The sequence below is a fragment of the Xanthomonas sp. F10 genome, from assembly GCF_014206815.1.
GTDB classification, from domain to species: domain Bacteria; phylum Pseudomonadota; class Gammaproteobacteria; order Xanthomonadales; family Xanthomonadaceae; genus Xanthomonas_A; species Xanthomonas_A indica.
In genome coordinates this window covers 265054-288150 of record NZ_JACHNP010000001.1, presented here as the reverse complement: position 1 = coordinate 288150, position 23097 = coordinate 265054, and the positions used below count along the sequence as shown (strand labels likewise).

General features: G+C 69.0%; 12 protein-coding genes and 2 pseudogenes. 9 read left to right on the top strand and 5 right to left on the bottom strand.

The genetic code is table 11. The annotated features are described in order from the left end of the window. Positions 1–367: 367 nt before the first annotated feature. Positions 368–1522 carry a pectate lyase gene (locus tag FHR56_RS01215; protein ID WP_160948126.1) on the top strand — a complete coding sequence of 385 codons (1155 nt, stop codon included), beginning with the start codon at positions 368–370 and terminating at the stop codon, positions 1520–1522. A 158-nt stretch (positions 1523–1680) separates the two neighbouring features. On the opposite strand, the gene FHR56_RS01210 is transcribed toward FHR56_RS01215, so the two are convergent. The 3 genes from FHR56_RS01210 to FHR56_RS01200 form a co-directional block, all read right to left on the bottom strand. Further along, positions 1681–4692 carry a valine--tRNA ligase gene (locus tag FHR56_RS01210; protein ID WP_160948125.1) on the bottom strand — a complete coding sequence of 1004 codons (3012 nt, stop codon included), beginning with the start codon at positions 4690–4692 and terminating at the stop codon, positions 1681–1683. A 115-nt stretch (positions 4693–4807) separates the two neighbouring features. Continuing rightward, complete coding sequence (locus tag FHR56_RS01205) at positions 4808–5233, bottom strand: DNA polymerase III subunit chi (RefSeq protein ID WP_160948176.1); 426 nt, start codon at positions 5231–5233, stop codon at positions 4808–4810. Positions 5234–5357: 124 nt separating this feature from the next. After that, entirely contained in the window at positions 5358–6842 is a 1485-nt protein-coding gene (locus FHR56_RS01200) for a leucyl aminopeptidase (protein ID WP_160948124.1), read from the bottom strand. Positions 6843–6949: 107 nt separating this feature from the next. Here FHR56_RS01200 and lptF point away from each other — a divergent pair, with 107 nt between their 5' ends. Together lptF and lptG are read left to right on the top strand one after the other, a co-directional pair. After that, complete coding sequence (gene lptF, locus FHR56_RS01195; protein ID WP_160948123.1) at positions 6950–8035, top strand: LPS export ABC transporter permease LptF; 1086 nt, start codon at positions 6950–6952, stop codon at positions 8033–8035. After that, entirely contained in the window at positions 8032–9138 is a 1107-nt protein-coding gene (gene lptG, locus FHR56_RS01190) for an LPS export ABC transporter permease LptG (RefSeq protein ID WP_160948122.1), read from the top strand. Before lptF ends, lptG begins: the two co-directional genes overlap by 4 nt. A 185-nt stretch (positions 9139–9323) precedes the next feature. Here lptG and FHR56_RS01185 read toward each other — a convergent pair whose 3' ends face one another. Further along, a complete protein-coding gene (locus FHR56_RS01185; protein WP_160948121.1) occupies positions 9324–9800 on the bottom strand; it encodes an RDD family protein in 477 nt (158 codons plus the stop codon). A gap of 191 nt (positions 9801–9991) precedes the next feature. Here FHR56_RS01185 and xerD point away from each other — a divergent pair, with 191 nt between their 5' ends. The 3 genes from xerD (at position 9992) to purL (ending at position 16171) form a co-directional block, all read left to right on the top strand. Next, the gene (xerD, locus tag FHR56_RS01180; RefSeq protein ID WP_184502390.1) at positions 9992–10966 is read left to right on the top strand and encodes a site-specific tyrosine recombinase XerD; all 975 of its coding nucleotides are present in this window, start codon (positions 9992–9994) and stop codon (positions 10964–10966) included. Between the two features lie 98 nt (positions 10967–11064). Further along, the gene (locus FHR56_RS01175; RefSeq protein WP_160948316.1) at positions 11065–11868 is read left to right on the top strand and encodes a DsbC family protein; all 804 of its coding nucleotides are present in this window, start codon (positions 11065–11067) and stop codon (positions 11866–11868) included. Between the two features lie 211 nt (positions 11869–12079). Beyond that, positions 12080–16171: a phosphoribosylformylglycinamidine synthase gene (purL, locus tag FHR56_RS01170; protein WP_160948315.1), complete on the top strand. Its 4092-nt coding sequence runs from the start codon at positions 12080–12082 to the stop codon at positions 16169–16171. A gap of 229 nt (positions 16172–16400) precedes the next feature. On the opposite strand, the gene FHR56_RS01165 is transcribed toward purL, so the two are convergent. Further along, positions 16401–19022, bottom strand: coding sequence for a methyl-accepting chemotaxis protein (locus tag FHR56_RS01165; protein WP_160948314.1), 2622 nt, complete (start codon positions 19020–19022; stop codon positions 16401–16403). 160 nt (positions 19023–19182) lie between these two features. On the opposite strand from FHR56_RS01165, the gene FHR56_RS01160 reads away from it, so the two are divergent. From FHR56_RS01160 to FHR56_RS20750, 3 genes and pseudogenes are all read left to right on the top strand, one after another. Next, positions 19183–20277 carry a hypothetical protein gene (locus tag FHR56_RS01160; RefSeq protein WP_160948313.1) on the top strand — a complete coding sequence of 365 codons (1095 nt, stop codon included), beginning with the start codon at positions 19183–19185 and terminating at the stop codon, positions 20275–20277. 72 nt (positions 20278–20349) lie between these two features. Further along, a pseudogene (locus FHR56_RS01155) lies at positions 20350–20609 on the top strand (phosphoribosylformylglycinamidine synthase subunit PurQ); the annotation flags it as partial. A gap of 1095 nt (positions 20610–21704) precedes the next feature. Then, positions 21705–23090: pseudogene (locus FHR56_RS20750) on the top strand (ESPR-type extended signal peptide-containing protein); the annotation flags it as partial. Positions 23091–23097: the final 7 nt, after the last annotated feature.

Below are 23097 nucleotides of genomic sequence, written 5' to 3'. Positions count from 1 at the left end.
GCCCAATTACCTTGGCGGTTTTTTCCGGTGTTTTTGCGTGGTTGCAGGCGAGCCGCGGAATGTCGCCTGCTGTCGGTGAGACAACGTTGTTGTCCCGCAGCGATGGCGTCGCGACGCACTGTCGCGCGCGGGCGATTCGTTCGATGCGGCTCACATATCGTGCGGTTGGATCGTGCGTTTCTCCATCGTCTCTTTACACGCGCTACGCGCTCCCTACAGTGCGCGCCTCTTCGGCGCCTGCCTCTCACGAAGGCATGACCCGCAGTTGTCCGAGGAGACAGCGATCGCGCAGGCGTCGCCGTGCATGCCGCTGTGGCGGAGCGCGCGCGCCTGCGTCCAAACCACGCATGCTCACGAGGTTTCCAGGATGACCACGCAGTCCCGCATCGCTCCATCGCCGCGCTCGCCGCTGCTCACGTTCGGCCTGGCCCTGTGCCTGGCCGGCATCGCCGGCGCCGCCCAGGCCGACGCCAGCCTGGAGGTCGCCAGCACCGGCTGGGCCACGCAGAACGGCGGCACCAAGGGCGGTTCCAAGGCCGCCGCGGCCGACGTCTACAGCGTCAGCACGGCGGCGCAACTGAAGGCCGCGCTGAAGGCCAGCGCCGGCAGCAATGGCCGCATCATCAAGGTCAACGGCATCATCGACATCAGCGAAGGCACGCCGTACAGCACCACCGCGGACATGAAGAGCCGCGCACGCCTGGACATCCCGACCAAGACCACGCTGATCGGCGTGGGCAGCAATGCAGAGATCCGCGAGGGCTACTTCTACGTCAAGGCCAACGACGTGATCGTGCGCAACCTGACCATCGAGAATCCGTGGGATCCGCAGCCGGTGTGGGATCCGGACGACGGCAGCGCCGGCAACTGGAATTCCGAGTACGACGGCATGACCATCGAGGGCGCCAGCAACGTGTGGGTGGACCATGTGACCTTCACCGACGGCCGCCGCACCGACGACCAGAACGGCACCGCCAACGGCCGGCCCAAGCAGCACCACGACGGCGCGCTGGACATCAAGAAGGGCGCCAACTACGTCACCGTGTCCTACTCGGCGTTCAAGTCGCACGAGAAGAACAACCTGATCGGCTCCAGCGACAGCGCCTCCAGCACCGACAGCGGCAAGCTCAAGGTGACCATCCACAACACCCTGTTCGAGAACATCTCCGCGCGCGCGCCGCGGGTGCGCTTCGGCCAGGTGCACCTGTACAACAACTACCACGTGGGCAGCACCAGCCACGCGGTGTATCCGTTCTCCTACGCGCACGGCGTCGGCAAGGAGTCGAAGATCTTCTCCGAGAACAACGTCTTCGACATCGGCGGCGTGAGCAGCTGCGACAAGATCGCGGCCGACTACGGCGGCAGCGTCTACCGCGATTTCGGCTCGCTGCTCAACGGCAAGGCGCTGACCTGCTCCTGGAACAACAGCATCGGCTGGACCCCGCCGTACACCTACTCGCTGCTGCCGGCGAACAAGGTGGCCGCCGACGTCAAGGCCAAGGCCGGCGCCGGCAAACTCTGAGGGATCGCAGCGCCGCCGCCTGGAAGACCGGGCGGCGGTGTGGTGGTGCGGCAATTTCGGCAGCGCGTCGTAGGAGCGGCTTCAGCCGCGACCGGGCGTTCCCATGAAAACCAGGTCGCGGCTGAAGCCGCTCCTACGGTCGCGTAGTCGCGCTGCTCCTACAGCTTGGCGCGCTGCGCGCGCAGGCCGTCGAGTTGCGCGCTCCAGTCGGCCAGGCGCTGGCGTTCCTGCTCGACCACCGCGGCCGGCACCTTGTCGGTGAACTTGCCCAGCTTGGCCTCGCTCTTGTCCTTCTCGGACGCGACGCGCGCGATCTCCTTGTCCAGGCGCAGGCGTTCGGCATCCAGGTCGACCAGCCCTTCCAGCGGCACCAGCAGCTTCAGCTCGCCGACGATCGCGGTGGCCGCGGCCGGCGCCGCGGCACCATCCTGCAGCCACTCAATATCGTCGAGCTTGAGTAGGAAGCGCAGCTGCGGCGTGAACCGTTCTACGCGGGCACGGTCTTGCGTCCAGTAAGAGGGAGCGGACTTTTCGGAAACCACCGTGGGGTTATCAATCTGCGCACGATCCTGTGCCTGGCCGCCCTGCAGCAGCAGCGGCACCTGCCGCGACGGCGCCACCTGCAGTTCGCTGCGCACGCGGCGCAGCGCCGACACCATCGCCTTCAGCCATTCCACGTCGGCCGCGGCGCCGGCGTAGGCGGCCACGTCCATCGTCGCAGCGTCCGGGTACGACTGCAGCGAGATGGTCGGCGCGTCGATGCCCAGGCGCGGCGCCACCTGCTGCCACAGTTCCTCGGTGACGAACGGGGTCAGCGGGTGCAGCAGGCGCAGCAGGGTCTCCAGCACGTGCAGCAGGGTGTGGCGGGTGCTGTCGGCGGCGGCCGCGTCGTCGCCGCTCAGTGCCGGCTTGGCCAGTTCCAGGAACCAGTCGCAGAACTCGTTCCAGGCGAACTCGTACAGGCATTGCGCCAGCAGATCGAAGCGGTATGCGGCGAACTGCGCCTGCGCCTCGGCCGTGACCGCCTGCAGGCGCAGCAAGATCCATTTCTCCGCATCGGTGACCGGGTGTTGCGGAACCCGGGTCCCGGGTCCCGAGTCCCGACCATCCGTATTCATCAGTACGAACCGACTCGCATTCCACAGCTTGTTGCAGAAGTTCTTGTAGCCCTCGGCGCGGCCCAGATCGAACTTGATGTCGCGGCCGTGGCCGGCCAGCGCGGCGATGGTGAAGCGCAGCGCATCGGCGCCGTGGGCGATGATGCCCTCGGGGAACTCCTTGCGCGTGGCCTTCTCGATCTTCTCGGCCATGCGCGGCTGCATCAGCCCGGTGGTGCGCTTGGCGACAAGGTCCTCGATGCTGATGCCGTCGATGATGTCCAGCGGATCGAGCACGTTGCCCTTGGACTTGGACATCTTCTGCCCGTCCTTGTCGCGGATCAGGCCGGTGATGTAGACGTCGCGGAACGGCACCTTGCCGGTGAAGCTATCGGTGGCCATGATCATGCGCGCCACCCAGAAGAAGATGATGTCGAAGCCGGTGACCAGCACGCTCGACGGCAGGTAGCGGTCGAAGCCGCGTTCGGCCATCGCCTGCGGGTTCGGCCAGCCCATGGTCGCGAACGGCCACAGCTGCGAAGAGAACCAGGTCTCCAGCACGTCGCTGTCCTGGTGCAGGGCGACGTCGGCAGTCAGGCCACCCTTGGCGCGCGCGTCGGCCTCGTCGCGACCGACGTAGCAGTTGCCGGCGTCGTCGAACCAGGCCGGGATGCGATGGCCCCACCACAGCTGGCGGCTGATGCACCAGTCCTGGATGTTCTCCATCCAGTGGCGGTAGGTGTTGATCCAGTTCGGCGGCACGAACTGGATCTGCCCGGACTCGACCAGCTCCAGACCGCGCTTGGCCAGCGCGTCCATCTTCACGAACCACTGGTCGGTCAGATACGGCTCGATCACCTGGCCGGTGCGGTCGCCGCGCGGCACCTGCAGCTTGTGCGGCTTGGTCTCGACCAGGATGCCGAGGTCTTCCAGATCGGCCAGCACCGCCTTGCGCGCGTCGAAGCGGTCCAGGCCGATGTACTTGGTGGGAATCTTGTATGCGAGGTGTTGGCCCAGACGCTTGCGCTGAATCTGGTTCAGATCACGAATGTCGATACCCTGCACAAATGGGTACTCGTCATCCGGGTACTGCTTCCTCGGATCAATGATTTTCGCCTCTGAGGTGAACAAGTTCACTAGAGGAAGGTTGTGTCTGTCGCCGACCTGGTAGTCGTTGAAATCATGCGCCGGGGTCACCTTGACCACGCCGGTGCCGAACGCGCGGTCCACGTAGTCGTCGCCGATCACCGGCACGCGGCGGCCGGTCAGCGGCAGCGTCACCGTCTTGCCGATCAGGTGCGCATAGCGCGCGTCCTCCGGGTGCACCATCACCGCGGTATCGCCGAGCAGGGTCTCCGGGCGGGTGGTGGCGACCACCAGGTAGTCGCGGATCTCGCGCAGGGTTTCGTTGCCGTCGGCGTCGTGCTCGATGTGTTCGTAGCTGGCGCCGTCGTCCAGCGTGTAGGCGATCGACCACAGGAAGCCGTCTTCCTCGACGTTCTCCACTTCCAGGTCGGAGATCGCGGTCTTCAGCACCGGGTCCCAGTTGACCAGGCGCTGGCCGCGGTAGATCAGGCCCTGCTCGTGCCAGCGCACGAAGGCCTCGACCACCGCCGCCGACGGCTGCGGATCCATGGTGAAGGTGCTGCGCGACCAGTCGGCCGAGGTGCCGAGGCGGCGCATCTGCCGCTCGATGGTGTCGCCTGAGTGCTGCTTCCACTCCCAGACCTTGGCGATGAAGCCGTCACGGCCCAGCGAATCGCGGGTCTCGCCCTTGCCTTCCAGCGTCAGGTTGCGCGACACCACCATCTCGGTGGCGATGCCGGCATGGTCGCTGCCGACCTGCCACAGCGTGTCGAAGCCGCGCATGCGGTGGTAGCGCACCAGCGCATCCATCAGCGTCTGCTGGAAGGCGTGGCCCATGTGCAGCGTGCCGGTCACGTTCGGCGGCGGCAGCAGCACCGTGTACGGCGTGCCCTGCCCGGACGGCGCGAAGTAACCGGACGCTTCCCATTGCGCGTACAGGCGCGATTCGAAGGACTTGGGATCGTAGCTGGAGGCGAGGGTGGTCATGGAAAAGCCGGGATTGGGGATTGGTGATTCGGGATGTCTTGCCGTGCGGTGCCGATGAGGGAGCGGGGCAGGAATTCATCCGAATCCCCAATCCCCAATCCCGAATCCCGGCCCCTCACATATCGTGCTTGGTGACCGCGTAGCCCTGCGCCTTGTACTGCTTCCAGCGCTCGCGCAGCGGTTCGCGCGCGGATGGGTCGGCCGGGACCACTTCCAGGACGCGCTCGCAGGCACCGAGGTAGGGCGCATCGCGCAGGTTGATCACCAGCGGGCGCTCCGGCGCGTCGACGCCCGGCGGCACGATCAGCACCTGCGCCTCTTCCTCGTCGGCATCGGCGTCGGCGATCTGGTGCGGGATGTAGGCGTTGGCATCGAACGCCCACAGCAACTCGTCCAGTTCCTCGGCCTGGGCCATGTCGCGCGCCAGCACCAGCGTCCACAGGTTGGCGTCGTTGGCCTTGCGCGCCAGCTCGCACACCAGCCGCAGCGGTTCGTTGAGGAACCGCGGCTTGGCGATCAGATAGAAGTCGGCGCGCATCAGGGTTGGGATTCGTTATTCGGGATTGGGGATTGGCAACCGCGGATCACGGTCGCCTGCGCGAGCAAGGGGCACGGGAAAGAAACGCGGAGGCGCCTTTCGCGAATCCCCAATCCCGACTCCCCAATCACGCCGCGCCGCCCGCGGCGCGGTCGAGCAACCACTGCGACAACAAACCCACCGGGCGGCCGGTGGCCATGCCGCGCTTGCCTTCGTCGCTGGCCACGCCGGCGATGTCCAGGTGCGCCCAGCGCTGGCCTTCGGTGAAGCGCGACAGGAAGCAGCCGGCGGTGATCGCGCCGGCCCAGCGGCCGCCGATGTTGTAGACGTCGGCGAAGCTGGAATCCAGCAGGCCCTGGTACTCGTCCCACAGCGGCAGGCGCCAGGCGCGGTCGAACACGTGCTCGCCGGCGGCCAGCAGTTCGGCGGCCAGGTCGTCGTGCTTGCTCATCAGGCCGGCGGTCTGGTGGCCGAGGGCGACCATGCAGGCGCCGGTGAGGGTGGCCACGTCGATCAGCGCCGCCGGCTTGAAGCGTTCCGCGTAGGTCAGCGCATCGCACAGGATCAGGCGGCCCTCGGCGTCGGTGTTGCCGACCTCGATGGTCTTGCCGGACATGCTGGTGATCACGTCCGACGGGCGGTAGGCATTGCCGTCTATGGCGTTCTCCACCGCGGGCACCACCACCACCAGGTTCAGCGGCAGGCGCGCGGTGGCCGCGGCGACGAAGGTGCCGATGACGTTGGCGCCGCCGCACATGTCGTACTTCATCTCCTCGATGCCGCCCTGGGTCTTCAGGTTGACGCCGCCGGTGTCGAAGGTGATGCCCTTGCCGACCAGCACGTAGGGCTGGGCATCGCCGCCGCCGTTCCACTTCAGCACCAGCAGCCGCGGCCGGTTGGCCGAGCCGCGCGCCACCGCCAGCAGCGAGCCCATGCCCAGCTCCTGCATCTGCGTCTCGTCGAGGATCTCGGCCTCGGCGCCGTCCACGCCCTGGGCGAAGGCGGCGGCGGTCTCGGCCAGGTAGGCCGGGGTGCACAGGTTCGGCGGCAGGTTGCCCAGTTCGCGGGCGAACTTCACGCCGGCGGCGATCGCCTCGCCCTGGGCCAGCGCGGTGGCGTCGTCGCCGTGCACGGCCAACTGCGCCAGGCCGCTGTCGTCGGGCTTCTTCTTGCCGAGGGTGGCGGTGTAGCGGTAGCAGGCGTGGTCGCTGGCGATCACCGCCTGGCGGATCGCCCAGGCCTGGTCGCGGCCCTTGACCTCCAGCTCGCTCAGGGTCAGCAGCGCGCTGGTCGCCGGCCCGCTCTTGAGGGCGCGCGCGGCGTCGCCGACCGCCTTCAGGTATTGCGGCACGCCGAACTTGGCGGCGTCGCCCAGGCCCACCGCGAGCACGCGCGGCGCCTTCACGCCGGGCAGGTCGTGGAGCAGGGCGGTGGCGCCGGTCTTGCCGCTGACGTCGCCGCGTTCGGCCAGCGCGGTCAGGCGTCCGCCGCTGGCCGCGTCCAGGGCCTGGGCGGCCGGGGACAGGCGCTTGTCGGCGAACACGCCGACGACGATGCAGTCGAACGCCGCGGTGGCCGGGGCGTCGTGGTTCAGGGTGAATTCCAGGGCCATTGATCAGATTCCGTTGGCAAATCCGTACAATCGCGGACTCTTTACCCCCAGTCGGATAGGCTGGGTCCGCCGCGAACGAATCCGAGAGTTTAAATCAACCCACCCCCATGCCGAAGCTCGATCGATACCTGCTGCGCGATTTCGTCCAGAGCTTCTCGGCCACCCTGATCGTGCTGCTGGTGGTCAGCGTCGGTGGTGTGCTGGTGGACATCCTGGGCAACATCGCCGATGGCCGCATCCCGGCCAAGTTGTTGTTTTCACAACTGGGCCTGCAGTTCGTGGTGTACCTGCCGCTGATTCTGCCGCTGGCGCTGATGCTGGGCCTGCTGCTGGCGCTGGCGCGGCTGTACCGGGATTCGGAAATGGCGGTGATCACCGCCATCGGCGTGGGCCCGCGGCGCCTGCTGCGGCCGATCCTGATGCTGGTGATCCCGGTGGTGACCCTGGTCGGCATGTGCTCGCTGTGGCTGGGCCCCTGGGCCGACCGCACCTCCGACCGGCTGATCGACGAGGCCAACCATAGCCTGCTGATGGCCGGGCTAGAGGCCGGGCGCTTCACCCCGTTGTCCGATGGCGGCATCGTCTACATCAGCACCCTGTCCGGGGACGGCACCAAGCTCAGCAAGGTGTTCATGCAGCGGCAGAAGGACGGCCGCCTGGACGTGGTCACCGCGCAGCGCGGCGCCATGTTCTTCGAGGGCAAGGCCGACCGCTACCTGCGCCTGGAGGACGGCTACCGGGTCGAGGGGCCGCTGGCCGGCGACGGGCTGGACTACCGGATGATGCGCTTCGTCAGCAACGACGTGGCGCTGCCGGACCGTGACGCCGCGCGCAAGGACGACGATCCGGAGCTGCTGCCCACCGCCAAGCTGATCGGCGATCCGCGGCCGCAGGCCAACGCGCAGTTGCATGCGCGCCTGGCGCCGCCGCTGCTGGCGCTGGCCTTCGCCCTGCTGACCCTGCCGTTGTCGCGCAGCTCGCCGCGACAGCAGCGCTATGGCCGGATCATGCTGGCGTTCCTGGCCTACCTGGTCGGCACCAATCTGATGTTCCTCGGCACCCAGTGGCTGAGCACCGAGAAGCTGCCGCGCGCGCTCGGCTTGTGGTGGCTGACCCTGCCGCTGCTGGCGTTGTCGGTGTGGATGTACCTGCGCGATGGCCGGCTGTCGCGGCCGCGGAGGCAGCCGGCATGAGGCTGCGTCCGAACCTGCACGATGTGTACGTGGGCCGCGCCGTGCTCGGCACGGTGCTGCTGACCTGGGCGGTGCTGCTGGGCCTGGACGTGATCATGGCCCTGTCCAACGAGTTCAAGACGATCGGCACCGGCAGCTACAGCCTGGGCCACGCCGCTGCCTTCGTGGCCTACACGGTGCCGCGCCGCGCCTACACCCTGTTCCCCACCGGCGCGGTGATCGGCGTGCTGATGGGCCTGGGCCAGCTCGCCGCCACCTCCGAACTGACCGCGCTGCGCGCGCTGGGCCTGTCGCGGCGCCGGCTGAGCCTGGCCGCGGCGGCGACCATGGCGGTGCTGACCGTGGCCATGGTGGTCAACGGCGAGACCCTGGCGCCGTGGGCGCAGAACCAGGCCGATGCGATCAAGGCCAACGCCAAGTACAACGGCGACATGAGCATGGCCCGCTACTCCGGGCTGTGGGCGCGCGAGGGCAACACCTTCCTCAACGCGCAGGCCGGCGAAGAGCACCTGGAAGACGACGGCGGCACCTGGCTGGAATTGCGCGACGTGCGCCTGTACACGCTGGACGACAACGGCCGGCTGGCCTCGCTGACCCATGCCGCCATCGCCGAGCACCGGCACAGCGGCTGGACCCTCAAGCAGGCCTACCGCGACACCTTCGCCGAGCGCTCGGTGCAGCGCGAGAAGTTCGACAGCCTGCCGTGGCAATCGCGGCTGGATGCGGCAGCGCTGGCCTCGGGCCTGGCCAAGCCGCGCAACCTGTCGGCGCGCGACCTGCACACCAGCATCGAGTACCGCCGCCGCAACGGCCTGGACGCGCGCGACTACGAGGACCAGTACTGGAGCCGCTGGTTCTATCCGTTGAACGTGCTGGCGCTGTGCTTCGCCGCGATCCCGTTCGCGTTCGGCGCGCTGCGCAGCGGCGGCATGGGCAAGCGCCTGTTCCTGGGCATCCTGTTCGCCCTGGTGTTCTGGCTGCTGCAGCTGTTCTTCGGACGCATGGCCGGCGCGCTGAAGTTCGACTACCGCATCGCCTACGCCTTGCCGCCACTGGTGATGCTGACCGTGTCCTGGTTGCTGTTCCGCAAACGCAGCAGTTAGCGCGCGGCGACGATCCCGACGCGACGGATGCATATGGCGCGCCGCCGCGCGCACGTTTGCTGTAGTCAGGGCTTGGTTTTCGGCAATCGCGTTAAGTAGGTGCCGCTGGCGTGGTCGTACCGCGCCGCAGTGGTCCCGATATGGCGGGAGTGGTTGGCGCGCCGCCGTGCGCCTATGTACTGCGGTCAGGGCTTGGCTTTTGGTAATCGCGTCAAATGGGTGCCGCTGGCCCTGTCGTGCCAGGTCAACCGTTCGCGATCAAAAAGCGCCCACCAGAACCCCAGCCCGCCCAGCAGCAACGACACGCTGCCGACCAGATAGCGCCGCCACAGTGCACCCCAGCTCGGCGTGGTGCCGTCGACGCCGTGCAGGCGCAGCCGCCACGGGCGCATCCCCAGGGTCTGGCCGCCGCGGCGCCAGCTCAGCGTGGCGTACAGGCCAGCCACCGCCCAGCAGCACAGCCACAGCAGCCACTGCAGGGCGCTGAAGGGCGCGATGTTCTCGCGCGGCGCATGGCCCTCCAGCGTGTAGCCGAGGGTGAACAGCGCCGAGACCACGAACCACAGCGCCAGCACCGGCCAGGCGTCGTAGAACAGCGCCAGCAGCCGCCACAGCAGCAGCGTGCGTGGACGGGGGGCGGAAGCGGGAGGCGATGCGCTCATCGGCACAGCTTAGAGCCAGTCGCGCGCTTTGCGGTGGACCGTGCGCCTCGCAGTCGTGCTGCTGGCGCACGCCATCCCGGTGCGCTGCGCGGCCACGTCGGCCTTGCGCCCCCAGGCAAAGCGGCTAGGCTTTTCCAATCCCCAATCCCCAATCCCCAATCCCCAATCCCCAATCCCCAATCCCACCCAGCATGCCCTCCCTGCATTCCCCCGCCGAGCGCCGCCAGCAGACGCAACGGCTCGCGCCACTGCGCGAGACCGATGCGGTGGCGATCCAGCAGTTTCTGGATGCGGCCTGGGCCGAGCAGGGCTTGGCGCGGCAGAGCCTGGACAGCTACCGCCGCGACCTGGAGGGTTTCGCGCGCTGGCGCGACGGCGCGGGCGGCGGCCTGGCGGGCGCCGATCGACAGGCGCTGTTCGACTACCTGGCCTGGCGCACCGAACTGGGCTATTCGCCGCGCAGCAATGCGCGCTGGCTGTCGTCGCTGCGCGCGTTCTTCGCGCTGCGCGTGCGTCGCGGCGAGCGCAGCGACGACCCGACCGCGCTGCTGGAACCGCCACGGCTGCCGCGTTCGTTGCCCAAGGCGCTGGCCGAGAGCCAGATCGATGCGTTGCTGGCGGCGCCGGACGCGACCGCGCCGGCCGGGCTGCGCGACCGCGCCATGCTCGAGTTGATGTACGCCGCCGGCCTGCGCGTCAGCGAGTTGGTGAACCTGCCGGCCAATGCGGTGAACCTGCGCCAGGGCGTGCTGCGGGTCACCGGCAAGGGCAGCAAGGAGCGACTGGTGCCGCTGGGCGAGGAATCGCAGCACTGGCTGCAGCGCTACCTGGACAGCGCACGGCCGGCGCTGGCGGCCGGGCAGGCGGTGCCGGCCAGCGACGGCGTGGTGCCGCTGTTCATCGATGCCGCCCGGCGCGCGCTGACCCGGCAGCAGTTCTGGGGGCTGGTCAAGCGCTATGCCGCGGTGGCGGGGATCGACCCGGCGCGGATCAGCCCGCACGGCCTGCGCCACAGCTTCGCCACGCATCTGCTCAACCGCGGCGCCGACCTGCGCGCGCTGCAGATGCTGCTCGGCCACAGTTCGCTGTCCACCACCCAGATCTACACCCTGGTCGCGCGCGAGCACCTGCAGAGCCTGCACCGCAAGCATCATCCGCGCGGGTGAGCGCGGCCGCGGCGCGCAATGGCCGCTCAGCCTGTCTACATGGACCGCGGCGGGGGGTATGCGACAATCGGGCGATTCGCAGCCCTCATGGATCGCCAATGCTCCGTTTTGCTCTTTGCGCGCTGCTGGGCGCGGCTTCGCTCTCCGCCTGCGCACAGTCCACCTCCCCGGCGCCCGGCGCCGCCGCGGCCAAGGCCGCCCCCGCCGCCAGTGGCGCCGCGGGCGAACAGCGCGTGCGTGCGGCGCTGCTGCAACTGGACCCGAACTTCAAGCCCGACTACATCGGCGCCGCGCCGTTCCCCGGCTTCCGCGAAGTGGTGGTCGGCGGCCAGGTGCTGTACGTCTCCGACGACGGCCGCTATCTGTTCCAGGCGCAGCCGTTCGACATCCAGGAAAAGCAGTTCGCGTCCAGCGAGGGCCTGCTGAGCTACCGCCGCAAGCTGCTGGAATCGGCGCCGCGCGCCGACCGCATCGTGTTCGCCCCGGCCAATCCCAAGTACACCATCAGCGTGTTCACAGACATCGAATGCGGCTATTGCCGCAAGCTGCACAGCGAGATCGGCGAACTCAACAAGCAGGGCATCGCCGTGGAATACCTGGCGTTCCCGCGCATGGGCCTGGGCAGCCAGGACTACAAGGACATGGTCGCGGTGTGGTGCGCGGCGGACAAGAAGCAGGCGCTGACCGACGCCAAGGCCAGCGGCAAGGTGCCGAGCGCGGCCAACTGCAAGAACCCGGTGACCATGCAGTACAACCTGGGCCAGCGCCTGGGCGTCAACGGCACCCCGGCGATCTTCGCCCCGGACGGCACCCAGCTCGGCGGCTACCTGCCTCCGGCCAAGCTGCGCGAAGCGCTGGACAAGCGCGCGGCCGAAGCGGCGAAGGCGGGCGGAAGCCGTTGAGGCCGGGACCCGGGACCCGGGACTCGGGGCCCGGAACAGCCGGGCGTGACGGGTAAATGGCGCCAGCAGACAGTTTTGCTGTGGCCCTTGGATGACGCGTAGGCCCCGCCCCGGCGGGGCTTATGCTTTTCCGGGTCCCGGGTCCCGGGTCCCGGGTCCCGGGCTTCCGGCTACAATACGGGGCCCCGTTTCCTCACACGGTTCCCCGGACATGATCGTCCTCGAGGGCGCTTCCGCCCTTTCGCCGTTCCGTCGCGCTCGGCTCGAAACCCGCCTGCAGTCCCTCGTTCCCGGTGTGCGCATCGCCGGTGCCTGGCACGTCTACTTCATCGACGGCGAGAACGCCGCATCGCTGGACCTGGTCGCGGCGCGGCGCATCCTGCAGGCGCAGGACGCACCGGCGCCGGCCGAAGCCGGGACCTGCTCGCGCTACGTGGTGCCGCGGCTGGGCACGCGCTCGCCGTGGTCGAGCAAGGCCACCGAACTGGTGCGCGGCGCCGGGTTGGCGATCCGCCGGGTCGAGCGCGGCACCCGCCTGGACCTGGCCGGCTGGCCCGCGGCGGCGGCCGATCAGGCTGCGCTGGCCAAGCTGCTGCACGATCCGATGACGCAATCGCTGCTGGACAGCGCCGCGCAGGCGCAGGCGCTGTTCCAGGCGCCGGTGCGGGGCGAGGTCGAGCGCATCCCGCTGGATCAGCTGGAAGCGGCCAATGCGCGCCTGGGCCTGGCCCTGGCCCAGGACGAGATCGACTACCTGCGCCAGCGCTTCGGCGAGCTCGGCCGCGATCCGGCCGACGTGGAACTGATGATGTTCGCGCAGGCCAATTCCGAGCACTGCCGGCACAAGATCTTCAACGCCAGTTGGACCATCGACGGCAAGGAGCAGGACCGCTCGCTGTTCCGGATGATCAAGCACACCCACCAGCAGACGCCGCAGCACACGCTCAGCGCGTACAGCGACAACGCGGCGGTGGTGGAAGGGCACCCGGCCGCGCGCTACCGCCCGGATCCGGCCAGCGGCGAGTACCGTAGCGAGGCGGTGACGCCGTCGGCGTTCTGCATCAAGGTCGAGACCCACAACCACCCGACCGCGATCGCGCCGTTCCCGGGCGCCTCCACCGGCGCCGGCGGCGAGATCCGCGACGAGGGCGCCACCGGCCGCGGCGGCAAGCCCAAGGCCGGCCTGACCGGCTTCAGCGTCTCGCACCTGCGCATTCCCAGCCTGCCGCAGCCGTGGGAGGGCGCGCGTCCGCTCAACCCGCGCATGGCCCCGGCCCTGGAAATCATGCTGGACGGCCCGCTCGGCGGCGCTGCGTTCAACAACGAATTCGGTCGGCCCAACCTGCTCGGCTATTTCCGCAGCTTCGAGCTGCCGGAGACGCAGGACCTGACCCGCGCCTACGACAAGCCGATCATGCTGGCCGGCGGCCTGGGCGCGATCGACCGCGTGCAGGTGGAGAAGATCCCGCTGCAGCCCGGCGATGCGGTGATCGTGCTCGGCGGCCCGGCGATGCTGATCGGCCTGGGCGGCGGCGCGGCCAGTTCGGTGGCCTCCGGCGACAGCGCCGAGGACCTGGATTTCGCCAGCGTGCAGCGCGACAACCCGGAGATGGAGCGGCGCGTGCAGGAGGTCATCGACCGCTGCGTGGCGCTGGGCGCGGACAACCCGATCCGCTGGTTCCACGACGTCGGCGCCGGCGGCCTGTCCAACGCCATTCCCGAACTGCTGCACGACTCCGGCGTGGGCGGGATCATCGACCTGGACCGCGTGCCCAGCGACGACCCGTCGCTGTCGCCGATGCAGCTGTGGTGCAACGAATCGCAGGAACGCTACGTGCTCGGCGTGCCGCAGGCGCGCCTGGCCGAATTCGCCGCCCTGTGCGAGCGCGAGCGCTGTCCGTTTGCCGCTGTGGGTGTGGCGACCGCCGAGGAACGGCTCGTCGTGGGCTACGGAACGTTCGGGACCCGGGACCCGGAACCCGGGACCCGGGAGGAGCAAACGCAACAGCAAGAGCCGGCCGCTTTGGCCGTTCCGGGTCCCGGGTCCCGGGTCCCGGATCCCGACCAGCACCCCATCGACCTGCCCATGGACGTGCTCTTCGGCAAGCCGCCGAAGATGCACCGCGACGCCCGCCAGCCGCCGGCACCGCGCTGGCCGGAGCTGGACACCGATGCGCTGGACCTGCGCGAGGCCGGGTTGCGGGTGCTGGCGCATCCGACGGTGGCGGCGAAGAGTTTCCTGGTCACCATCGGCGACCGCAGCGTCGGCGGCCTGACCGCGCGCGAGCAGATGATCGGCCCCTGGCAGCTGCCGCTGGCCGATTGCGCGATCACCCTGGCCGGCTTCGACACCCATGCCGGCGAAGCGATGGCGATCGGCGAGCGCACCCCGCTGGCCCTGCTCGACGCCGCCGCGGCGGCGCGGATGGCGGTGGGCGAAGCGATCACCAACCTGTGCGCGGCGCCGGTGCAGGCGCTGGACCAGGTCAAGCTGTCGGCGAACTGGATGGCCGCGGCCAACCACGACGGCGAGGACGCACGCCTGTACGCCGCGGTCAAGGCGGTGGGCATGGAACTGTGCCCGCAGCTGGACCTGAGCATCCCGGTGGGCAAGGACTCGCTGTCGATGCAGGCGCAGTGGGGTGTGGCCGGGATTCGGGATGGCCGGCCTGCGTCCGTCGAAGAGCGAACGGGATTGGGGATTGGGGAGGGTGCTGCGCGCGCGGAGGGCGCTTCTGCCAATCCCGAATCCCCACTCCCCACTCCCGGCGCGAGCGAAACGCACAAAAGCGTCTCGCCCGTCTCGCTCATCGTCTCCGCGTTCGCGCCGGTGGCCGATGCGCGGGCGCAGCTGACGCCGTTGCTGGCGCGCGAGGCCGAGAGCGAGTTGTGGCTGATCGGGCTGGGCGGCGGCAAGCAGCGCCTGGGCGGTTCGGTGCTGGCGCAGGTGCATGGCGATGGCGCGCTGCCGGCGTTCGGTGGCGCGGTGCCCGACCTGGACGATCCGCAGCGGCTGCGTGCGTTCTTCGAACTGATCCGCGATGCGCGCGAGGCCGGCTTGCTGCTGGCCTATCACGACCGCAGCGACGGCGGCGCGTTCGCCGCGCTGTGCGAGATGGCGTTCGCCTCGCGGCAGGGCCTGGACATCACCCTCGATGCCTGGGGCGACGATCCGTTCCGCAGCCTGTTCAACGAGGAACTGGGCGCGGTGGTGCAGGTGGCCAAGGAAGACCGCGCCGCGTTCGCCGACCTGATCGAGCGCCATGCGCTGACCGAATGCGCGCAGCGCATCGCCCGCCCCAGCACCGCCGCCGCGGTGCGCGTGGGCCTGGGCGGCAAGACCCTGGCCGAATGGCGCTGGGACGAGCTGTTCGATGCCTGGTGGTCGGTCACCCATGCCATGCAGACGCTGCGCGACAACCCCGACAGCGCCGCCGAGGAGCGCGCGTTGGCGCGCGATTTCGCCGCGCCCGGACTGAAGCCGAAGCTGGCCTTCGACCCGGCCGAGGACATCGCTGCGCCGTTCATCGCCAGCGGCCAGCGGCCGAAGGTGGCGATCCTGCGCGAGCAGGGCGTCAACGGCCAGATCGAAATGGCCAACGCGTTCGAGCGCGCCGGGTTCCGCGCCTTCGACGTGCACATGAGCGACCTGATCGCCGGCCGCGTGCAGCTGGCCGACTTCGTCGGCCTGGCCGCCTGCGGCGGCTTCAGCTACGGCGACGTGCTCGGCGCCGGCCGCGGCTGGGCCACCTCGATCCTCGAGCGGCCGGCGCTGCGCGATGCCTTCGCCGCGTTCTTCGCGCGCAGCGACAGCTTCGCCCTGGGCGTGTGCAACGGCTGCCAGATGCTCAGCCAACTCAAGGACATCATCCCTGGTGCCGAGCACTGGCCGCGCTTCCTGCGCAACCGCAGCGAGCAGTTCGAGGCGCGCACCAGCCTGCTGGAGGTGGTGGAATCGCCGTCGATCTTCCTGCGCGGCATGGCCGGCTCGCGGATCCCGGTGGCGGTGGCGCACGGCGAAGGCCGCGCCGAATTCGACAGTGCCGTGGACCAGGCCGCCGCGCGCGTGGCACTGCGCTTCGTCGACGGCCATGGCGCCGTCGCCACGCAGTACCCACTGAACCCGAACGGCTCGCCCGACGGCATCACCGGCCTGACCAGCGACGACGGCCGGGTGACCATCCTGATGCCGCATCCGGAACGCACGTTGCGCTCGCTCAACCTCAGCTGGCATCCGGCCGAGTGGCCGGACGAGGCGCCGTGGCTGCGCATGTTCCGCAACGCGCGGGTGTGGGTGGGCTGAGCGCCTCTGCGCCACGTCCGCCGAGCGCGGACGTGGCGGGTCGAGAGTGGCGCGGCAGTCAGACGTTGCAGGTGTGCGGTGCCCTGGGAGACCGCGGGTGCGAGAGCGATGACGCACGCGTAGCGTGTGCGCTGCGTCTCCCTCGCCGGCAGGCCGGCCGCGTCGTGCCCTGGCTAGGCCAGGTGCTGTGATGGACCATACGGGCGCAGGCGGAGCGACCGCGACTGTTTCAGAACTCCTTCCAGTTGCTGTCGCTGTCGGGCGTGGCCACGACCGCACGTAGCCGGGGCGCTGCTGGGCGCGTGGCCGTCGGACGCTTGGCTGGAGATGCCGCCGGGCCGGAAACCGCCTGCCGCGCAGCCGCATGCGCGGCATCGAGCTTGAATACCGCCACCGCTTCGGTGAGCTGCACTGCCTGGTCCTCGAGCGAGCGCGCGGCGGCAGTGGCTTCTTCGACCAGCGCGGCGTTCTGCTGGGTGGTCTCGTCCATGTTGGTGATGGTCTGGTTGACCTGGGCGATGCCGGCCGACTGTTCCTGCGATGCTGCGGAAATCTCGCCCATGATGTCGGTGACCCGCTGCACGCTGGCCACCACCTCGCTCATGGTCGCGCCGGCGCTGTGCACCAGGGTGGAGCCTTCGGCCACGCGCTGCACCGAGTCTTCGATGAGATCCTTGATCTCCTTGGCCGCGCCGGAGGAGCGCTGCGCCAGCATGCGCACTTCCGATGCCACCACCGCGAAGCCGCGGCCCTGTTCGCCGGCACGCGCCGCTTCCACCGCCGCGTTCAAGGCCAGGATATTGGTCTGGAACGCGATGCCGTCGATGACGGAGATGATGTCGGCGATCTTCCTGGACGAGGCTTCGATGCCGCGCATGGTCTCCACGACCTGATCCACGACCTGGCCGCCTTGCGCGGCCACACCGGCCGCGCCGATGGCGAGCTGATTGGCCTGGCGCGCGCCATCGGCATTCTGCTTGACAGTGGAGGTGAGCTCCTCCATCGACGCCGCAGTTTCCTCCAGGTTGGCGGCCTGCTGCTCGGTGCGCTGCGACAGGTCCTGGTTGCCGGCGGCGATCTCGCTGGCGGCGCCCTTGATCGACGCGGCCGAGGTCTGGATGCTGCCGACGATCTGCGCCAGCTGGCTGGCCGTGGCATTGGCGTCGTCGCGCATCTGCGCGAACACGCCGCGGAATTCGCCGTTCATGCGCACGGTGAGGTCGCCGCTGGCGATCGCCTGCAGCAGGCGCGACAGCTCCGCGAGATTGGTATCGGTGGTCTGCATCAAGTCATTCAACCCTTCCACCATGCCGCGGAAATCGTGGTCGAACGCCTGCGCATCGCCGCGGGTGGCAAAGTTGCCGGCCGCGGCGGCCTGTGCCAGGGCGAGGATCTGCCGGTTGATTGCCTGCAGGTTGCGCTTGGTCGCCGCCATCGCATCGCTGAGCGCCGCCTTTTCGCCTGGCAAGGCGCGCATGTCGGGCTGCATGTCGCCGACCGCGTAGCGCGACATCACCGCCACCAGTTCGCGCTGCACCTGCACGTGCGCATCGACCAGGTCGTTGGTGCCAGCCACCATGCGGCCGTACTCACCGGGGAAGCGCGCCGCATCCATCCGATAGCTCATCTCGCCAGCGTCGTGCTGGCGGGCCATGTCGTCCTGCGCTTCGATCACCGCGCGCAGCTGTGCCTGCATGCTGCCCATCGACTGCAGCAGTTGTCCCATTTCATCCATGCGGCGCGGTTCGATGCGGCTGTTCAATTCGCCAGAGGACACCGCTGCGGACACCTTGACCGCCTCGGCAAGCGGTGCCAGCACCTGGCGCCGCAGCAGCAGGTACAGCGAAACACCGAGCAACGCGGCCGAGAGCAGGCCCACTGCCAGGATGACCCACAGCAAGGTGCGGGCCTGCGCCATCACGTGGTGCTTGGGCACCATGATGCCGAGTGCGAACACCTGTGGCGCCTTGCCCAGGCGCATCGGCACGAACACGCGCAGCCAGTCCTCGCCGGCCACCCTGGCCTCGTCGGTGCTGACCTGTCCCGCGCGCACTTTTGCCAGCATGGCCTGGGTGCCGGCGTCGGACAGCGTCTTGCCCACCTGCTTGGCATCGGCGCTGGCCATCACTGCGCCGGTCGGCGACAGCAGCATCGCCTGGCCAACGTCCAGCGGATGCAGCGTCGCCACGCGCTTCTGCAGCGCATCCAGTGACATGGTGATGTTGACCGTGCCCAGGAACTTGTCGCCTTCCATGACCGGCGTGCTCAACGTGGTCATCAGCGTATCCACGCCGGCTACCGGGTAATAGTAGGGCTCGATCACCACCGGCGCGTGACTGTTGCGCGCTGCGAGATACCAGTCGCCCTCGCCGGGCTTGTCGTAGCTGTGCAACGCCTCGCGCACCAGCTCGCCCTTCTGGTACGACCAGTACACCATGAAGCGCCCGGTCGCATCGTGGAAGGGCGCGTTGACATTGGCGGCATCGTGTCCATCGAACGCGTTCGGCTCCCACAGCGTGCTGATGCCAAGCCAGCGCTTGTGAAGACGTAGTTGCTCATGCAGCACGGCAGCGGCCGAGTCCCGGCTCACGCCGTTGGCGCCGCGCTGAATGCGGAAGGTATTGGCCAGGGTCGCGCCGGCATCGAAGGCCGAGCCGATGTCCGAGGAGATCTCGCTCGCCTCGTGGCGCGCTGCTTCGCGCAGCACGGCCTGGGACGCGTCGAGCAAGGCATGGCTGCTGCGCCAATAGGTGATGGCGGCGGTCATGCCGAAACACAGCAGGGCGATGATGCCGGTGCCGATCATCAAACGACTGGCGACGCTGTGACGGCGGACGATGGTCCTGCTCATTGCTGCTCCCGTTGTGGATGAGGGCGACCCTGCTGGGCACACCGCTGCGCTGATGTATCGACGTCCCCGCGGCAAACTTGACCTCCGTTTTTCTGCTCATGCTGGGCCCGCCGCGGCCGATACTGGCCTGGCGACAACCACCAGGGAGGCGGTCACGCTCATGTCCTTTCGTTCCGGGCTTTTACTCATGTTGGCGGCTGCCTTAAGCGGTCAGGCAGACGCACAGGACACTCGGAGCACCGAGACCTACTTCAAGCTCGGCGGAGCGGTCCGTTTCAACTACGGCTGGCTGGATTACGGCCCCACCCGCGGGCTCGATCTGGAACTGCTGCGGGTCGACCTGAATGCGGGAGACGGCCCATTCTTCGTGTCCGCGCAACACCGCTGGTATGACGGATTCAACGCCATCCATCACGCGTTCGTCGGTTGGAACATCGACGATCGCACGGTGCTGAAGGCCGGCATCCAGCAGGTGCCATTCGGACTATTGCCGACCGCGTCGAACAGCTTCTGGTTCGGCTCCGGCTACTACCTTGGCATCGAAGACGATTACGATCCGGGCGTTGTGGTGTCGCGCACATTCGGCAATGACATCGTGCACGTCGGCTGGTTCTCGGGCGACGAATACGGCGACGGGGCGCGGACGGCGCGCTATTCGTTCGATGTCGCCGAAACGGCGCGCTATCCCTATCGCGAGTACCATCGCGTGCATGTGCGGTACGAACACCGCGTCGAGTTGCAGCACGGCAGCCTGCTGTTGGGTGCGTCGGCGTTTTCCGGGCAGATCCTGGACGTGGAGGATCGCCGCCGCTATGGGCATCGCGCAACGGCGTTGCACGCGCAGTGGAGCAGCGGCGGGTGGACCAGTCAGGTGCAATGGGCGCGCTACCGCTACGCGGTCCCAAGCGACCGCATCGCCATGTCGGCCTTCCTGGCGCCGTTCGAGATCGCCGCCGAAGCCGACGTCCCCACCGCCAACATCGCCTATTCGTTCGGCAAGGGGCACTGGCTGGACGACGTGACCTGCTACAACAACTTCAGCATGACCCTTCCGACCCACGATCGTCCCGACCTGCGTTCCTCCACGCAGAACGTCACCGGGTGCAGCATCAAGAAGGGCGTCATGCTGACCTACCTGGACTGGATCGCGGGCAAGAACATGTGGTTCGCGGGCGGCGATGGCATTGCCATCGACGATGGTGACCGGTCCAAGTGGCACTCGCGGTTCAACCTCAACATCGGGTTCTACTTTTAGCGGGTGCTGTGCAGCGTTGCTGGGAGGAAAAGGAGAGCTTCCAGTGCTTCGACCCGCGCCATTGACTCGGCGGCAGTGGCGCTTGGTCAAAGCCGCGCCGAATTCGACAGTGCCGTCGACCAAGCCGCCGTCGCCACGCAGTACCCGCTGAACCCGAACGGCTCGCCGACGGCATCACCGGCCTGACCAGCGACGACGGCCGGGTGACCATCCTGATGCCGCATCCGGAACGCACGTTGCGCTCGCTCAACCTCAGCTGGCATCCGGCCGAGTGGCCGGACGAGGCGCCGTGGCTGCGCATGTTCCGCAACGCGCGGGTGTGGGTGGGCTGAGCCCGGTGTGGCCCTGGCGCGCGCGCTGTGGTGGCGACGCGCCTACCTGATTGGTTCCGACGGTGACGAGTTCGGCGACCTGATCGCGCCCCGACGATGGCGCCCGCCAGGGCGCCGTCGGCAGCACCTGCCGCCGCGATGCCGCGCCGGCGCTGTCGGCTGCGTGTCGGGGGGCTGTACCGCGCTGCCATCGCTGTGGGATGCAGAATGCGCCGCGATTTGTGGCGTGGCGCATGCGCCGACTCGCGCGTCGCTGTGTCCCATGGGGGAGGGACTTCGGTCCCGACGCAGGACCGTGTCCAGGCCGGCCGAGCCGACGGTTTGACGGGCCGATGCCGTGATTTTTCCTGTGTGTCGAGTGGGTTTCCTCGGCCATCCCGCCTTCGGATGATCTGACCGTGCCCGGTCGCGGCTGAAGCCGCTCCTACGCAACATCGCGGTGCGTCGCGCCTTGCGCGTCGCGCGCTGGCGTCATTGCGTCAGTGCGCTGGATCCGCCGTCGCACCCAGGCGTGCGGCGCGCGCGCCCACTCGCGGCGCTCTGCACTGTGTCGCCGCAACCCGGCAGCATCTATCCGTTGCCCGGCACCCAGGTCGCTCCGCCACGCGACCGCTCGCCCCATTTCGCGCAGTCGGCCCCATCCGCCTCCGTCTGGGGGCGCTTGCCCGGCGTGTCCCGGCAGCCCCGCGCGCCCTTACCAGGCGTCTGCGTCAAGTCCTTGACAAGCAAAGAAATCGTTCGACGCGCGGCATGTCAAGGCTGGCAAGGTTCGTGCCGAAAAATTGGCGCGACCTGGTTGTTTTCATTGATATTTATCGAAAAATTAACGAAACCAGGCGGAATTCGCGGTCTTTGTCACGGCGCGTGGCGCATTAAGTCAAAAACTTGACGTACTTGAGAGGCCGGGTTAACACTCGAGTCAGTTCCGCATTCCACCTCGGTTCATCTACAGCTCCGAGCAGCGACAGGCGTGAGCCTCTCGCGTCCCGGTCGGGACGTGCGGCACCAAAAAACCGACAGGGGGTCGGCCGGCCGGAACGCCGGGCGAGGGTGGCTTTTTGACCAAAAACCAGCCGAATTGAGGAGCAGTCGTCGATGAATCGGATTTATCGCAAGGTCTGGAACAACGCGTTGGGGATGTGGGTCGTGGCATCGGAACTGGCCAGCGGCGATGCGCGCGGCGCGGTCGTCCGCGATCGCCGTGCCGCACGCGCACACGGCCTGGCCCTGGCCGGCGCGATCGCCCTGGCGCTGGGCGCCGGCGCCGTGGCGCTGCCCACCAGCGCCCAGGCGCAGGCCCTGCAGATCGGCGACAACGCCAGTGCCAGCGGCGACTACGCCACCGCGGTCGGCGCCGAGAGCAACGCCAGCGGCGCGCAGAGCACCGCGACCGGCGCGGCCAGCAATGCCAGCGGCGACGGCAGCGTGGCCAGCGGCACGCTCAGCGAAGCCAGCGGCGTGGAGGCCAGCGCGCTCGGCTACTACAGCACCGCCAGTGGCGATGGCGCGACCGCGCTGGGCGCCGAGAGCATCGCCTCCGGCGCCGCCAGCGCCGCGGTCGGCGTGGCGGCCGACGCGACCGGTGCATACGCCACCGCGGTCGGCGGCTTCTCCAGCGCCAGCGGCTTCAACAGCACCGCGCTGGGCAACAGCGCGGTCGCGCAGGGACGCAATAGCGTGGCGCTGGGCGCCGACGCGGTGGCCGACCGCGACGACAGCGTCTCGGTCGGCAAGGCCGGCGGCGAACGCCAGATCACCAACGTGGCCGCGGGTACCGAGGCCACCGATGCGGTCAACGTGGCGCAGCTCGACGCGGTCAGGCAGACCGCCGACACCACCGCCAAGTACTTCCAGTCCAGCGGCAGCGATGCCAGCGATGCCGGCGCCTACGTCGAGGGCGCCAATGCGATCGCCGCCGGCGAAGGCGCCAACGCCATCGGCAACGGCGCCAGCGCGCTGGGCAGCGGCGCCACCACCGTGGGCGGCAATGCCACCGCGGTCGGCAGCAACGCCACCGCCGTCGGCGCCTCGGCGACCGCGGTCGGCGGTGCGCTGTCGATCGTCGACGAGAACGGCGAGGTGCTGCTGGAGGGCGCTACCACCGCCGCCGAGCAGGGCGCCAGCGCGTTCGGCGCCGGCGCGCAGGCCAATGGCGCGTTCTCCACCGCGCTTGGCACCGCCGCGCGCGCCGACGGCGTGCAGAGCACCGCCACCGGCTTCTCCGCCGCCGCCACCGGGCTGGCCGCGACCGCCACCGGCGGCTTCAGCCAGGCCGGCGGCGACTTCGCCTCGGCCTTCGGCTACGGCGCCAACGCCAGCGGCGGCGACGCCGTGGCGGTGGGCTTTTCCAGCCTCGCCAGCGGCGTGTCCAGCACCGCCGTCGGCGGCAGCGTGCTCGGCCTGTTCACCACCGAGGCGCAGGGCGAAGGCGGCAGCGCGTTCGGCGCCGGCGCCTGGGCCAACGGCGATTTCTCCACCTCGGTCGGCT

Coding starts and splice junctions, on each gene's coding strand:
- FHR56_RS01175 (WP_160948316.1), top strand. CDS start 11,065: ATGCTCCGTTTTGCTCTTTGCGCGCTGCTGGGCGCGGCTTCGCTCTCC.
- FHR56_RS01200 (WP_160948124.1), bottom strand. CDS start 6,842: ATGGCCCTGGAATTCACCCTGAACCACGACGCCCCGGCCACCGCGGCG.
- purL (WP_160948315.1), top strand. CDS start 12,080: ATGATCGTCCTCGAGGGCGCTTCCGCCCTTTCGCCGTTCCGTCGCGCT.
- FHR56_RS01165 (WP_160948314.1), bottom strand. CDS start 19,022: ATGAGCAGGACCATCGTCCGCCGTCACAGCGTCGCCAGTCGTTTGATG.
- FHR56_RS01215 (WP_160948126.1), top strand. CDS start 368: ATGACCACGCAGTCCCGCATCGCTCCATCGCCGCGCTCGCCGCTGCTC.
- FHR56_RS01185 (WP_160948121.1), bottom strand. CDS start 9,800: ATGAGCGCATCGCCTCCCGCTTCCGCCCCCCGTCCACGCACGCTGCTG.
- lptG (WP_160948122.1), top strand. CDS start 8,032: ATGAGGCTGCGTCCGAACCTGCACGATGTGTACGTGGGCCGCGCCGTG.
- lptF (WP_160948123.1), top strand. CDS start 6,950: ATGCCGAAGCTCGATCGATACCTGCTGCGCGATTTCGTCCAGAGCTTC.
- FHR56_RS01210 (WP_160948125.1), bottom strand. CDS start 4,692: ATGACCACCCTCGCCTCCAGCTACGATCCCAAGTCCTTCGAATCGCGC.
- FHR56_RS01160 (WP_160948313.1), top strand. CDS start 19,183: ATGTCCTTTCGTTCCGGGCTTTTACTCATGTTGGCGGCTGCCTTAAGC.
- xerD (WP_184502390.1), top strand. CDS start 9,992: ATGCCCTCCCTGCATTCCCCCGCCGAGCGCCGCCAGCAGACGCAACGG.